Origin of the sequence: Actinobacillus genomosp. 2 (genome assembly GCF_029773605.1) — a bacterium.
Taxonomy (GTDB): Bacteria; Pseudomonadota; Gammaproteobacteria; order Enterobacterales; family Pasteurellaceae; genus Actinobacillus.
In genome coordinates, this window is record NZ_CP103807.1 from 438,350 (window position 1) to 451,813 (window position 13,464).

Annotated in this window: 14 protein-coding genes; 11 read left to right on the forward strand and 3 right to left on the reverse strand. The window is 40.0% G+C overall.

What is annotated here, in order from left to right:
* The first annotated feature begins 183 nt into the window (after window positions 1-183).
* The 10 genes from NYR60_RS02060 to iscX all read left to right on the forward strand — a co-directional run bounded on the left by NYR60_RS02060 (window position 184) and on the right by iscX (window position 7,115).
* A complete protein-coding gene (locus tag NYR60_RS02060; RefSeq protein WP_279467505.1) occupies window positions 184-636 on the forward strand; it encodes an Rrf2 family transcriptional regulator in 453 nt (150 codons plus the stop codon).
* Between the two features lie 60 nt (window positions 637-696).
* A complete protein-coding gene (locus NYR60_RS02065; RefSeq protein WP_279467954.1) occupies window positions 697-1,917 on the forward strand; it encodes an IscS subfamily cysteine desulfurase in 1,221 nt (406 codons plus the stop codon).
* 137 nt (window positions 1,918-2,054) lie between these two features.
* On the forward strand, window positions 2,055-2,438 hold the full coding sequence (iscU, locus tag NYR60_RS02070; RefSeq protein WP_005597611.1) for a Fe-S cluster assembly scaffold IscU: 384 nt from the start codon (window positions 2,055-2,057) through the stop codon (window positions 2,436-2,438).
* Window positions 2,439-2,578: 140 nt separating this feature from the next.
* Window positions 2,579-2,902: an iron-sulfur cluster assembly protein IscA gene (gene iscA, locus NYR60_RS02075; RefSeq protein WP_279467506.1), complete on the forward strand. Its 324-nt coding sequence runs from the start codon at window positions 2,579-2,581 to the stop codon at window positions 2,900-2,902.
* Between the two features lie 9 nt (window positions 2,903-2,911).
* Window positions 2,912-3,433: a Fe-S protein assembly co-chaperone HscB gene (gene hscB, locus NYR60_RS02080; protein ID WP_279467516.1), complete on the forward strand. Its 522-nt coding sequence runs from the start codon at window positions 2,912-2,914 to the stop codon at window positions 3,431-3,433.
* Window positions 3,434-3,480: 47 nt separating this feature from the next.
* The gene (locus tag NYR60_RS02085; RefSeq protein WP_039196395.1) at window positions 3,481-3,933 is read left to right on the forward strand and encodes a DMT family transporter; all 453 of its coding nucleotides are present in this window, start codon (window positions 3,481-3,483) and stop codon (window positions 3,931-3,933) included.
* A gap of 27 nt (window positions 3,934-3,960) precedes the next feature.
* Window positions 3,961-4,593: a DUF2625 family protein gene (locus NYR60_RS02090; RefSeq protein ID WP_279467517.1), complete on the forward strand. Its 633-nt coding sequence runs from the start codon at window positions 3,961-3,963 to the stop codon at window positions 4,591-4,593.
* Between the two features lie 85 nt (window positions 4,594-4,678).
* A complete protein-coding gene (hscA, locus tag NYR60_RS02095; RefSeq protein ID WP_279467518.1) occupies window positions 4,679-6,532 on the forward strand; it encodes a Fe-S protein assembly chaperone HscA in 1,854 nt (617 codons plus the stop codon).
* Window positions 6,533-6,579: 47 nt separating this feature from the next.
* Window positions 6,580-6,921 carry an ISC system 2Fe-2S type ferredoxin gene (gene fdx / locus NYR60_RS02100; RefSeq protein ID WP_279467519.1) on the forward strand — a complete coding sequence of 114 codons (342 nt, stop codon included), beginning with the start codon at window positions 6,580-6,582 and terminating at the stop codon, window positions 6,919-6,921.
* Complete coding sequence (gene iscX, locus NYR60_RS02105; RefSeq protein ID WP_018651770.1) at window positions 6,921-7,115, forward strand: Fe-S cluster assembly protein IscX; 195 nt, start codon at window positions 6,921-6,923, stop codon at window positions 7,113-7,115. Before fdx ends, iscX begins: the two co-directional genes overlap by 1 nt.
* A 75-nt stretch (window positions 7,116-7,190) precedes the next feature.
* On the opposite strand, the gene NYR60_RS02110 is transcribed toward iscX, so the two are convergent.
* The 3 genes from NYR60_RS02110 to NYR60_RS02120 form a co-directional block, all read right to left on the reverse strand.
* Window positions 7,191-9,908 (reverse strand): TonB-dependent receptor, encoded by a 2,718-nt coding sequence (locus NYR60_RS02110; RefSeq protein WP_279467520.1) that lies wholly within the window; start codon window positions 9,906-9,908, stop codon window positions 7,191-7,193.
* 147 nt (window positions 9,909-10,055) lie between these two features.
* Window positions 10,056-11,288, reverse strand: a complete 1,233-nt coding sequence (locus NYR60_RS02115; RefSeq protein ID WP_279467521.1) for a multifunctional CCA addition/repair protein — start codon at window positions 11,286-11,288, stop codon at window positions 10,056-10,058.
* A 104-nt stretch (window positions 11,289-11,392) separates the two neighbouring features.
* Entirely contained in the window at window positions 11,393-11,902 is a 510-nt protein-coding gene (locus NYR60_RS02120; RefSeq protein WP_005612256.1) for a peptidylprolyl isomerase, read from the reverse strand.
* Between the two features lie 144 nt (window positions 11,903-12,046).
* On the opposite strand from NYR60_RS02120, the gene cysS reads away from it, so the two are divergent.
* On the forward strand, window positions 12,047-13,426 hold the full coding sequence (cysS, locus tag NYR60_RS02125; RefSeq protein ID WP_279467522.1) for a cysteine--tRNA ligase: 1,380 nt from the start codon (window positions 12,047-12,049) through the stop codon (window positions 13,424-13,426).
* The last annotated feature ends 38 nt before the right edge of the window (window positions 13,427-13,464 follow it).

Genomic DNA, 13,464 nt, shown 5'->3' on the forward strand with positions numbered 1-13,464 from the left:
GGATTTTAGGTTAAAAAAGATGCAAACTATTCCTCTGTGTTATCAAGCATAAATATTTGTATTTCTGATCATTTATAAAACCTTTCAGTGTGATAAGTGTAAGATTCTTGACTAAAATAGTCGGGCATATCAAAATTCACACATAGATTGATTACTTTTCTTTTTCCAAAAAGAGGGCAAACTATGAAATTAACGTCAAGAGGGCGTTATGCGGTAACAGCAATCTTAGATATTGCGTTACATGGAAAATCTTTACCGGTAAGTCTTGCCGATATTTCTGAACGTCAAGCGATTTCTTTGTCGTATTTGGAACAATTATTTGCTCAATTACGTCGAGAAGGGATTGTACACAGTGTACGTGGACCCGGTGGCGGTTACCAATTAGGTAAGCAGCCGGAAGACATTAGCGTAGGTATGATCATTGCGGCGGTGAATGAAAACCTTGATGTGACGAAATGTAAAGGTAGCGGTAACTGTAGCAAGAATTCACAATGTTTAACCCATCATTTATGGGAACGTTTAGAAGATCAAATCGGCGTGTTTTTAAATACGATTACCTTGGCGGAGCTTGTTGAAGAGCATTCGGATCACGATTGTGAAAAAGAGCATTGCCACGATCATTCGCATAAACACTAATTGTAAAAATTTAATAAAAAACGACCGCTTATTTCAAGCGAGTTAGGAGTAAAAATGTCAATTAAATTACCTATCTATTTAGATTATGCTGCAACCACTCCAATGGATGAGCGTGTTGCACAAAAAATGATGCAATATATGACTAAAGACGGCATCTTTGGTAACCCTGCATCACGTTCACATAAATTCGGTTGGGAAGCGGAAGAAGCGGTAGATGTTGCACGTAACCATATTGCGGATTTAATCGGTGCAGATAGCCGTGAAATCGTATTTACTTCAGGTGCAACAGAGTCAGACAACCTTGCGATTAAAGGTGCTGCACACTTCTACCAAACTAAAGGTAAACACATCATTACCGTTAAAACTGAACATAAAGCAGTATTAGATACTTGCCGTCAGTTAGAGCGTGAAGGTTTTGAAGTAACTTACTTAGATCCTGAAGAAGATGGATTATTAGATTTAGCAAAATTAGAAGCGGCAATCCGTCCGGATACGATTTTAATTTCTGTGATGCACGTAAACAATGAAATGGGTGTGATCCAAGATATTAAAGCAATCGGTGAAATTTGCCGTGCGAAGAAAATCATTTTCCACGTGGATGCAACTCAATCAGTTGGTAAAGTACCAGTAAATGTGCAAGAGTTAAAAGTAGACTTAATGTCTTTCTCAAGCCACAAATTATACGGACCGAAAGGTATCGGTGGTTTATACGTATGTCGTAAACCTCGTGTACGTATTGAAGCAATTATTCACGGTGGTGGTCACGAGCGTGGTATGCGTTCAGGTACATTACCTGTACACCAAATCGTAGGTATGGGCGAAGCATATCGTATCGCTAAAGAAGAAATGGCAACTGAAATGCCACGTTTACGTGCTTTACGTGACCGTTTATACAACGGCTTCAAAGATATCGAAGAAGTGTATGTAAACGGTTCAATGGAAGAAGGCAAACGTGTAGATTCAAACTTAAATATCAGCTTCAACTTTGTTGAAGGTGAGTCATTAATGATGGCATTACGTGATATCGCAGTTTCATCAGGTTCTGCATGTACTTCAGCAAGTTTAGAACCTTCATACGTATTGCGTGCAATCGGTCGTGACGATGAATTAGCACACAGCTCAATTCGTTTCACATTAGGTCGTTGGACAACAGAAGAAGAAATCGATCACACTATCGAAATTGTGAAAAAAGCGATTGTGAAACTTCGTGAACTTTCTCCACTTTGGGAAATGTTTAAAGAAGGTGTAGATTTATCAAAAATCGAGTGGAATCACCATTAATCATTAGCCTCCCCCTTTAGAAAAGGGGGATTGAGGGGGATTTGATAAGCGGTTAAATATTTGACTTTATTTACAAATCTCTCCCTAACCCCCTCTTTACTAAAGAGGGGGAATATTTAACAAAAGGAATAAAAAATATGGCATACAGCGAAAAAGTAATTGACCATTACGAGAACCCACGTAACGTAGGGACATTTGATAAAGAAGCAGCGGATATCGGTACTGGTATGGTTGGTGCGCCGGCTTGTGGTGATATTTTGCGTTTACAAATCAAAGTAAATGATCAAGGTATTATCGAAGATGCACGCTTTAAAGCATACGGTTGTGGTTCTGCAATCGCATCAAGTTCTTTAATTACCGAATGGGTTAAAGGTAAATCTTTAGAAGAAGCGGGTGCGATTAAAAACAGCGATATCGCAGAAGAATTAGAATTACCACCGGTAAAAGTTCACTGTTCAATTCTTGCAGAAGATGCAATTAAAGCAGCGATCGCAGATTATAAAGAAAAACAAGCTAAATAATATTTAGTTAGGATAACACGGAAAACACGAGAACAAGCGGTTGATACTTCGCAAAGTTTTGCAAAATCAACGTTTTCGGGTATTTCCGTGTTTTCCGTGATAAAGATCGCATTCATTTAACAGATTAAAAAGGATACTTTATGGCAATTACATTAACGGAAACAGCAGCAAATCGAGTTCGTACATTCTTAGAAAACCGTGGTAAAGGTATCGGTTTACGTTTAGGGGTAAAAACATCCGGCTGTTCGGGACTGGCTTATGTGCTTGAGTTTGTTGATGTGTTAAATGAGGATGATCAAATCTTTGAGCAACACGGAGTCAAAGTGATTGTGGATGAAAAAAGTCTTGCTTATTTAGACGGTACTGAATTAGATTTCGTCAAAGAGGGCTTAAATGAAGGCTTTAAATATAACAATCCGAATGTAAAAGACTCTTGCGGTTGTGGCGAAAGTTTTAACGTATAGAGGCAAGCAATGAATAATCCTTTTGCATTATTTGATTTACCTGTTCAATTTCAATTAGATAATGCTTTACTTTCAGAGCGTTATCTTGCATTACAAAAACAACTTCATCCGGATAACTTTGCGAATACATCTTCAGCAGAACAGCTTGCTTCAGTACAGAAATCGGCAGATGTCAATACGGCATTGCAAATTTTAAAAGATCCGATTCTACGTGCGGTAGCAATTATTGAAATTCATACCGGAGAAGTAAAAAATCTCGAAGAAAAAAGTATGCGAGATATTGAGTTCTTAATGCAACAAATGGAATGGCATGAGAAACTTGAAACGATTGAACATCGTCGTGATGAAGACGAATTAACCGCCTTCTTAAAGCAAATTAAAGCTGAACAAAAAGTGGTTTTACAGCAGCTGGAGCAAGCTCTGGAAGCACAGCAATGGCAACAAGCCGGCTCTTTAACTGATCGTTTGCGTTATTTTAAAAAATTGATTATTCAAATTGAGAAAGTTGAAGAAAAATTCTTTGAAATGTAATACTTAAGGCGTTTGATAAGCGGTCGGATTTTAAGAGAATTTTGCAAATGTCTTTACCCTATATTTTGTTGGCATTAGTCGCAGGTTCTGCTCTGGCAAGCCAAGCGGCAATCAATAGCCGTTTAGCACAGGCAATGCTTGGTCAGCCTTTAGTTGCTGCAACTATCTCGTTTGCAACCGGTACAATTGCGTTACTACTATTTTGTTTTTGGAAAACGGATTTAAGCGGTGCGTTACAACAGCTTCCTTCACAACCGTTTTGGAAATTACTCGGTGGCATTTTAGGTGCGGGTTTCGTCTTTACCACGGTATTTTTAGCGCCTAAAATCGGCATTACCAATATGCTGTTTTTTATTATTGTCGGACAGTTGGTCACAGGAGCGATTATCGATCATTTTGGTTTGTTTGGTATGGCGGTTCGTCCTTTCCAATTAAATCAATTAATTGGGTTATTGACAGTTGCTTGTGGATTAGGAATTTATTTCTTAGCCCGAAAATAAGCGGTTGAATTTAAAGGAAATTTTGCAATGAAAGCATTAGAAGAATTATTAGATAAGCAATCAGCGTGGCTCATTTTAAGAGACTGGTTTACGCAAGCAAAAAATCATTATGAAATTTTAGCGAGTTATCCGGAAGATGCCGGTGCAGCATTGGTCGGAATGCAACTTTCAACTCGTTCGCCAATAGGGGCAATTGTGTATGAAACCGGTGGTATTTTTATTGATCACGGTTGGTTACGTATTTTAGGCTCAGGCAATGAAAAATTACCGAGAGGCTTATTTGATTGGAATTTTGGTAAAACTTTTAAACAATCAGGCGAACAACCGAGCCATTTATTAGTGGCGGATGATGCGATTGGTGGTTATTTTGCGATTAATGCCGGCGGCTTAGGTGATAAACTCGGGCAAGTTTACTATCACAATCCGAAAACGAAAAAATGGGAATCGTTAAATTTAGGTTATTCGGAATTTCTTGGTTGGGCGTTAGCCGGTGATTTAGCCGATTTTTATCAAGATTTACGCTGGGAAAACTGGCAAGCGGATATTGCGAATTTACAAGGTCATCAAGTATTAGAATTAGAAAGTAAAATCGCTGTACCAATCGAACGTCACTATCAAGGCGTATTCGCACCGGAAAATATGGGATACTCCGTGGCATAATTCGGAGTGATTGTAGGGACGCAATGCTTGCGTCCGTGGACACACGTAGTGTGTGCCTACCAATAAAAAAGAGAGATAAACAATAATGGCATTACTTCAAATTGCTGAGCCGGGACAGATGGCTGCACCGCATCAGCATCGTTTAGCAGTCGGTATTGACCTTGGCACAACCAATTCATTGGTGGCAAGTGTACGTAGCGGGCAAACGCAAGTGTTGTTAGATGATCAGGAACGTGTATTAGTTCCATCTGTCGTTCACTACGGCGAACAACAAAAAACAGTTGGGGTTGAAGCATTTGAACAGGCAAGTGTTGACCCTCAGAATACGGTAATTTCGGCAAAACGTTTAATTGGTCGCTCACTTGCAGATGTACAAGCACGTTATCCTAATTTACCTTACCAATTCATCGCTAGCGATAACGGCTTGCCGTTAATTCAAACTAAACAAGGTAACAAAAGTCCGGTAGAAGTGTCGGCGGATATTTTGAGTCACTTAAATCGTTTTGCTGAACAGCGTTTAGGTGGAGAATTGTCCGGTGTGGTGATTACGGTGCCGGCATATTTTGATGACGCACAGCGCCAAAGTACCAAAGATGCGGCTCGTCTTGCCGGTTTAAATGTATTACGTTTATTAAATGAACCGACAGCAGCTGCGATTGCTTACGGGTTAGATAGCGGACAGGAAGGTGTTATCGCAGTCTATGATTTGGGCGGTGGTACTTTCGATATTTCGATTTTGCGTTTAAGTCGTGGCGTGTTTGAAGTGTTGGCAACCGGTGGCGATACCGCACTTGGTGGTGATGATTTCGATCATTTACTCGCTGATTGGATTGCAGAACAGGCAAATTACAAACCGCAAAATGCCAATGAACAACGTGAATTATTAACGCTAGCTACCCAAATTAAAGTCGCACTTTCACAAGCGGTCGAAACCGAAGTGAAATTTGCAAATTGGCAAGGCACGGTAAGCCGTGAACAATTTAATGAGTTAATTCAGCCGTTAGTTAAACGTTCATTAATGACCTGTCGCCGTGCGTTAAAAGATGCCGGTGTGGAAGGCGAAGAAATCCGTGAAGTGGTAATGGTTGGCGGATCAACCCGTGTACCATTTGTACGTGAACAAGTCGGTGAATTTTTCGAGAAGAATCCGTTAACTTCGATTGATCCAGATAAAGTGGTTGCATTGGGAGCGGCAATTCAGGCAGATATTTTGGTCGGTAATAAACCAGATAGCGAAATGTTGTTGCTAGATGTCGTACCGCTTTCACTTGGTATCGAAACGATGGGCGGTTTAGTGGATAAGATTATTCCGCGTAATACAACGATTCCGGTTGCACGAGCACAAGAATTTACGACTGCGAAAGATGGTCAAACTGCAATGAGCGTACATGTGTTACAAGGTGAACGTGAGTTAGTCGAAGATTGTCGTTCACTCGGTCGCTTTACGCTAAGAGGCATTCCACCGATGGTTGCCGGTGCAGCGACAATTCGTGTAACTTATCAAGTGGATGCAGACGGTTTACTTAGCGTAACCGCAATGGAAAAATCGACCAAAGTACAGGCTTCAATTCAAATTAAACCGTCTTACGGCTTAACTGATGAAGAAGTGACGCAAATGATTAAATCTTCAATGGCAAACGCCAAAGAAGATATGGAAGCTCGTCAACTTGCTGAACAACGTGTTGAAGCGGATAGAACGATTGATACGGTTATTTCGGCATTACAACAAGACGGTGCGGAAGTATTAAGCGTTGAAGAGTTTAAATTAATTGAAGCTGAAATTGAAAAACTGATTCAATTAAAACAAGGGACGGATCGACAAGCGATTGCCCAAGGGGTAAAAGATTTAGATCTTGCAACACAAACATTTGCTGCGAAGCGAATGAATTTATCAATCCAGAAAGCATTAGCGGGTAAAGCCGTTGATGAGATTATTTAATTAGTTTTATCTCTTTAACAGAGGTGGAATCAAAAAGAGAGGATATTATGCCAAAAGTTGTTTTTCTTCCGCATGAAGAGTTCTGTCCGGAAGGTATGGTGATTGACGCACAAACCGGTGACAATTTATTAGAGTTAGCCCATAATGCCGGTGTTGAAATTCACCACGCATGTGACGGTTCTTGTGCTTGTACAACTTGTCACGTTGTAATTCGTGAAGGGTTTGATTCATTAAATGACACAACCGATCAAGAAGAAGATATGCTAGATAAAGCATGGGGTCTTGAAATGGATAGCCGTTTAAGTTGCCAATGTGTAGTTGGCGAAGAAGACTTAGTGGTGGAGATTCCGAAATATAACTTAAATCACGCAAATGAGGCGGCACACTAATGAAATGGTCTGATACCCGTATGATTGCGGAAAATCTATATGATATGAATCCTGATTTGGATCCGACGACAGTTCGTTTTACCGACATGCATAAATGGATCTGTGAAATGGAAGATTTTGATGATGATCCGGAAGCGTCAAACGAACATATTTTAGAAGCGATTTTAACGATTTGGTTAGAAGAGTACGAATAGTTAATTGCTTTGGTTATAAAACATAAAAGAGCGGTGTAAGATAATTACACCGCCTTTTTTACGTGTGCTGATCGATTAGAATTTTACATTTACTGAAAAGGTAAAGTTACGTCCGATTTGTGGTACATAAGGTAAGAATGAGTTATGGATATAAATTTGCTCATTTAATACGTTATTTGCTCGTAAAGAGAAAGTGTAATCGACATTTTTAATAATGCGATTGTAATCAATCCCTAAATTCAACAAGTTGTAACCTTGTGTTTTATTTTCCGTTACTTTACGAGCGACCATCGGTAAATTATTATTCACGTAGTTTTTAATTTCGCAGTTATCATCACTTCGAGTACAGCCTTTTGGAGTATGTAATCTCGGTTTAATTGCAATGGTTGAAGTTGAAACTCGTTTTTGAGTCAAGACACGAATATATTCTACATTTGCAGACCAGTTCTGATTGAAATAGCCTTGCCAACGGAAACCTAAACGGATTGGTGGAACACGAGGTGCGTTAGTTGCCGGGCGTTTAAGTTTATCTGTACCGATTTTACCAGGATAAGTGATGACACAGTATTCCGGTTCATTTTCAATATTTTTTTGAGTGCAACCAGGATCTAAGCTAACTTCCGGCGGTGCGATTAATTCCGATTGGTTGCTAAAGCTTACACATCGGCTTAAATCGCCACCGTTTAATAAACAAGGACTATCAATACTGCTTTCATCTAAGATCGGATCTTTATCATAGAAATTTTTACCAATCACCGGCGATAATTTTCCAATACGTCCACGCACAATATCACCGAATAATGTGATGCTGTGATCAGGATGGAATTGGTAAGTCACTTCTGCTTCTAAGCCATAAAATTTTGCGGTGGTCTGGTTATAACGGCGTAAGTAAAGATTTCCTTCCTTTTCTACATTCTCATTAAAAATATAGTTGTCGAAATCACTGTAATAGCCGCTAGTTTTATAAAAAACTTTATCTCCTGTGTGTCGGAAAGCTAATTCATAGTTATCTGATTTTTCTTTGGTTAAATCTTTATTGCCATGCTCAAAAGAACTGGTGGCAAGATGTCTTCCTTGATAATACAACTCCATCGGCGACGGAATACGTTCATTATGTGAATAACTCAATGACAAACGATTCTCTGGAGTAAAGTCCCAAGACATGGTTGCCGCATAAGAAAGCGCATTTTGTTTATATGGGGTTAAATCGGGATGAATCGGCGAATATACCTTAGGTCTTGACGGATCTTTTTGCAAACTGTTCAGTGCATGATTTAACAATTTTTGTTCATAGTGAACCGGTGTCCTTTGTTTTTCATATCGAATAGCGGTATCTAAGCTAAATTTCCCTAGATTAAATTGCTCCAAGCCGAATAAACTTAAACTCTTATTCGTATGCGGTACCAGTAAATAAGGGCGATAACTGTTCACATTATTTTGTAATGCTTCGCTATAAGCTTCCGGCGACTCAAAATAACTTGGCAGTAATACTTCTCCTACACTTGCTTTTTGGGTTTGATACTGTAATCCAACAAGCCCTTTAAAATGCTTAGTCGGTGCGTGATAAAGTTCTAAGCGACTATTAAATCCTTTATTTTTGAAAATGGCATTTTCACTATTTTTATCGACAGTTGGGTTTCGTTCGCTACTTTTCGGATTGCTTTGAGTCTGCGGATTACCCGGATCTCGTTCATCGTGGTAATAATCGGCAAAAGTCAGACTCAATTTTGCTTTATCTAACCATTTAAACGGTTGTAATAATTCGCCACGCATATCATATCGCTTGGTATTCATCAAAATATAAGGGCTGTCGTGCAGGTGATTAACTAATATCCCCGTTGGGTTGTCTTCACTTGGTTCATTATGATTATGTCTACAATGTGTATGCGGATTATCATAAATATCCTCATCTCCCATTAAATGTGGATAGATAGACAGATAATAGCGTCCGGAGCCATACCATTGTGTGAAATGTTCTCTATCACTATTACAATGAATATGTCTGGGAATACTGTAGCGGTCTTTACGGTGGCTGTAAGATGCACCTAAATAGCCTTTATCGTGAATATAAGAAAGCCCGATTGTACCAACTTGTGATTTATTATCACTTCCTGGTAAATAATGTAATTGCTCTGATTCCGCTTGGAATCTTGGCACACGGTAGTTATCAGCATTACGTTTTAAGGCTTCAAGACGTAGAGCAAAATGATTACCCAGCCCTAAAGTCATACCGGCAGTATTCACAACTTCTTTGCTAGCTGTGTTATAGCGAGTTAGTGCTTCTCCTTCCAAATTAGGTAAGATCGCACCCACAGGCATTTGAGTTGGGATTCGCCCGTCCACCACATTTACTACGCCGGCAGGCGAAGCGGTGCTATATAAAAGCGTATTTGCACCTCGTACAATTTCCACTTGGCTGGCGAGCAAGGTATCGGCAGCGACTACATGATCGGGAGAGAGTGAGGACATATCAATCACATCCGTACCGTTTTGCAGAATTTTAACGCGTACCCCGTCTTGTCCTCGAATAATCGGTTTACTTGCACCGCCACCAAACGGATTCGAGTGTACGCCGAGTTCTCCTGCTAAAGCATTACCTAAGGTTGCCGACCGATGTTTTAGTTGTGATTTATCAACGACTTGATCACTGATATTATCGGCATTGTTGAGAGCTGAATCCCCCAGTTTACCTCGTGCATTAACTTTCACTTCTTCTAATTCAATACGTTCTTCTGCGTGAGCCGTTAGACTTAATAACGTAAAGAGAGCCACTGTAATGGCATTTTTTTTCATGGTTGTCCCCTTTTATATGAATAATAAGAATAATTAAAAAGGGGAGTATTATAGAATGAATAAACCATAAAAAAATAGTGGAAATAGCAAAAAAACCATTAAATTTTTATGGTTTATATGAGTGAGAGGAAAAATATAATGTTTGGGTTATTTTTTCTTTAGTGTCGCGATCGTATTTGTCCGACGTCTATTCAGTTCATCCCTAATCGCTTGTTTTTCAAAACCATCCGCAATCACTTGTTGCACATCGACTTGATTCGCAACTTCAAAATAACGTTTAGCGAGTTCTGCTTGAGGATATTCTCTATTTTCAAAACCTAATCTGCCACGTGCATCCGCTTCACAAGCGAGTAAAAAATCAAAGAAACGTTGCGGTTTACGCCATACATCAAGTGCATTAAATACTTTTAATACTGTTTCCGGACGCAGCTCCGCCATTTTATGGCAATGTGTATGATATTCTGTTACTAAAATAGCGAAATCTTTTACGTCTGTTGGCACTTTCAGGCGATTTGAAAGTTCTCGAGCCGGTTTGATACCTTTTACTTCGTGTCCGTAATGATGTGGAAGAATCTCTTTTTCGGTTAAACCTTTGCCTAAATCGTGGCAAAGGGCAGCCCATAGCAAAGCGGTCGGATTTTCCGCGTTTTTTGCAAGTCTTTTGGCTTGCTCAATTACCAGTAAGGTATGAATTCCACTATCAATTTCAGGGTGATGTTGCTCGGGTTGAGGTACGCCGAATAAGCGGTCTAATTCTGGAAATAATACGGCTAGCGCACCGATTTCTCGTAATACTTCAAAATAGATTTGCGGATTATCCGTTGCAAAGGCTTTCTGGGTTTCTAACCAAACACGCTCCGCAGTTAAGTGAGTCAATTCACCATAAGCGGTCATTTCTTGCATTAATTTTACCGTTTCAGGGGCGATCTTAAAGCCAAGCGAATGGAAACGGGCGGCAAAGCGAGCCACTCTTAAAACCCGCAGCGGATCTTCGCTAAATGCCGGCGAAATATGACGAAGCAGGCGATTTGCTAAATCTTGTTTACCGCCGTAAGGGTCAAAAATTTGACCGCTTGCATCTTGGGCAATCGCATTAATAGTTAAATCTCGGCGGATTAAATCTTGTTCGAGTGTGACATCCGGCGAAAAGTCGCAGAGAAAACCGTTATAGCCGACCCCGTTTTTACGTTCTTGGCGGGCCAGCGCATATTCTTCTTTGGTTTTTGGATGTAAAAAAACGGGGAAGTCATTGCCGACTTGCTGATAACCTTGTGCTAATAATTGTTCAGGCGTTGCGCCGACCACGAGATAATCCCGATCTTTTACCGGTAAGTTCAATAATTGATCACGTACTGCACCGCCAACGAGATAAATTTGCATAGTTTTGTTACTTTTGTGAAAGAGGATTCTATTTTGCAGAATGATAAAAAAATTTGACCGCTTGTGTTGAGTGCAAGCGGTCAAATTTCTAACTTATTTTGCGATTATGCAACGGTTACTGATTCAATTACGACATCTTCAACCGGTACATCTTGGTGGAAGCCTTTGTTGCCGGTTTTCACGCCTTTGATTTTATCAACCACGTCCATACCTTCAACCACTTCACCGAATACCGCATAGCCCCATTCTTGAACCACTTCACGACCAAACATTTCTTTTGAACGGTAATCTAAGAAAGTATTGTCCGCTACGTTGATAAAGAACTGTGAACTTGCTGAATGAGGATCAGAAGTACGCGCCATGGCAAGTGTGCCACGTTTGTTGCTTAAACGGTTGTTCGCTTCGTTTTGAATCGGCGCTTTGGTTGCTTTTTCAATTAAACCTGAAGTCATACCGCCGCCTTGAATCATAAAACCATCGATAACACGGTGGAAAATCGTACCGTTATAAAAGCCTTCTTTGCAGTAATCTTCAAAGTTTTTTGCGGTTACTGGTGCTTTTTCAAAGTTAAGTTCGATTTTAATGTCACCGAAATTCGTATGTAATGTAATCATTTAGATTTCCTTATAAAAGAGAAAGGGGAGTTTGGTGCGTTATTATTAAAAAGTTTACGGGAAATTGCAAAAAAATCTCAAAATTAGACCGCTTATTCGCTATACTTCTCAACATTGCGATAACAAATCAGTACAGAGGATACTATGCTCAAAATTTATAACACTTTAAAACGTGAAAAAGAAGAATTTAAACCGATTAACCCGAACCAAGTTGGTATGTATGTCTGCGGTGTTACGGTTTACGATCTCTGTCACTTTGGGCACGGACGTACTTTTGTATCATTTGACGTGATTGCACGTTATTTACGTTATTTAGGCTATAACTTGCGTTATGTGCGTAATATTACCGATGTAGACGATAAAATCATCAAACGTGCGTTAGAAAATAACGAAACTTGCGATCAATTAGTCGATCGTATGATTGCCGAAATGCATAAAGATTTTGATGATCTGAATATTCTTCGCCCGGATGTTGAGCCTCGTGCAACTAAACATATTCCGGAAATTGTGGCGATGGTGGAAAAACTGATCGCAAATGGCCACGCTTATGTAGCGGCAGACGGCGATGTAATGTTTGATGTGGAAAGTTTCAAAAAATACGGTGCGTTATCTCGCCAAAATTTAGAACAATTACAAGCGGGCGCACGTGTTGAAATTAAATCGGTTAAGAAAAATCCGATGGACTTCGTATTATGGAAAATGTCGAAAGAAGGCGAACCGAGCTGGCAAAGCCCGTGGGGTAACGGTCGCCCGGGTTGGCATATCGAATGTTCGGCAATGAACAGCAAAGAATTAGGTGAACATTTTGATATTCACGGTGGCGGTTCGGACTTAATGTTCCCACACCACGAAAACGAAATTGCGCAATCTTGCTGTGCCCATGGCGGCGATTATGTAAATTACTGGTTACATACCGGTATGCTAACGATTGATGATGAGAAAATGTCAAAATCGCTCGGCAATTTCTTCACGATTCGCACCATGTTAGAAAAATATGAATCGGAAACTTTACGTTATTTCTTCTTAACCGCGCACTATCGTAGCTTATTAAATTACAGTTTAGATAATTTAGATTTAGCTCGTTCGGCGTTAGAGCGTTTATATACTTCATTACGTGGTTGTGATTTATCGGTTGAGATTGCTGGCGGCGAACAATACGTCGAAGCGTTTAAAGCGGCAATGGACGATGATTTCAATACACCGGGCGCATTAGCGGTGTTATTTGAAATCGCACGTGAAGTGAATAAACTCAAAACCGAAGATATGGCGAAAGCGAACGGTTTAGCGGTACGTTTAAAAGAATTAGCCGGCGTATTAGGTTTACTCTATCAAGCTCCGGAAGCGTTTTTACAAGGCGATGCGGATAATGATGAAGTTGCGGAAATCGAAGCATTAATCAAACAACGCAACGAAGCGAAAGCGGCGAAAAACTGGGCGGTAGCCGATGAAGTGCGCGATAAGCTAAAAGCAATGAATATCGTGCTGGAAGACACTCCAAACGGCACCACGTGGCGTAAGGCGTAAGCATTAAGCGATAAAACAACAAGCGGTTGAATGTGTAA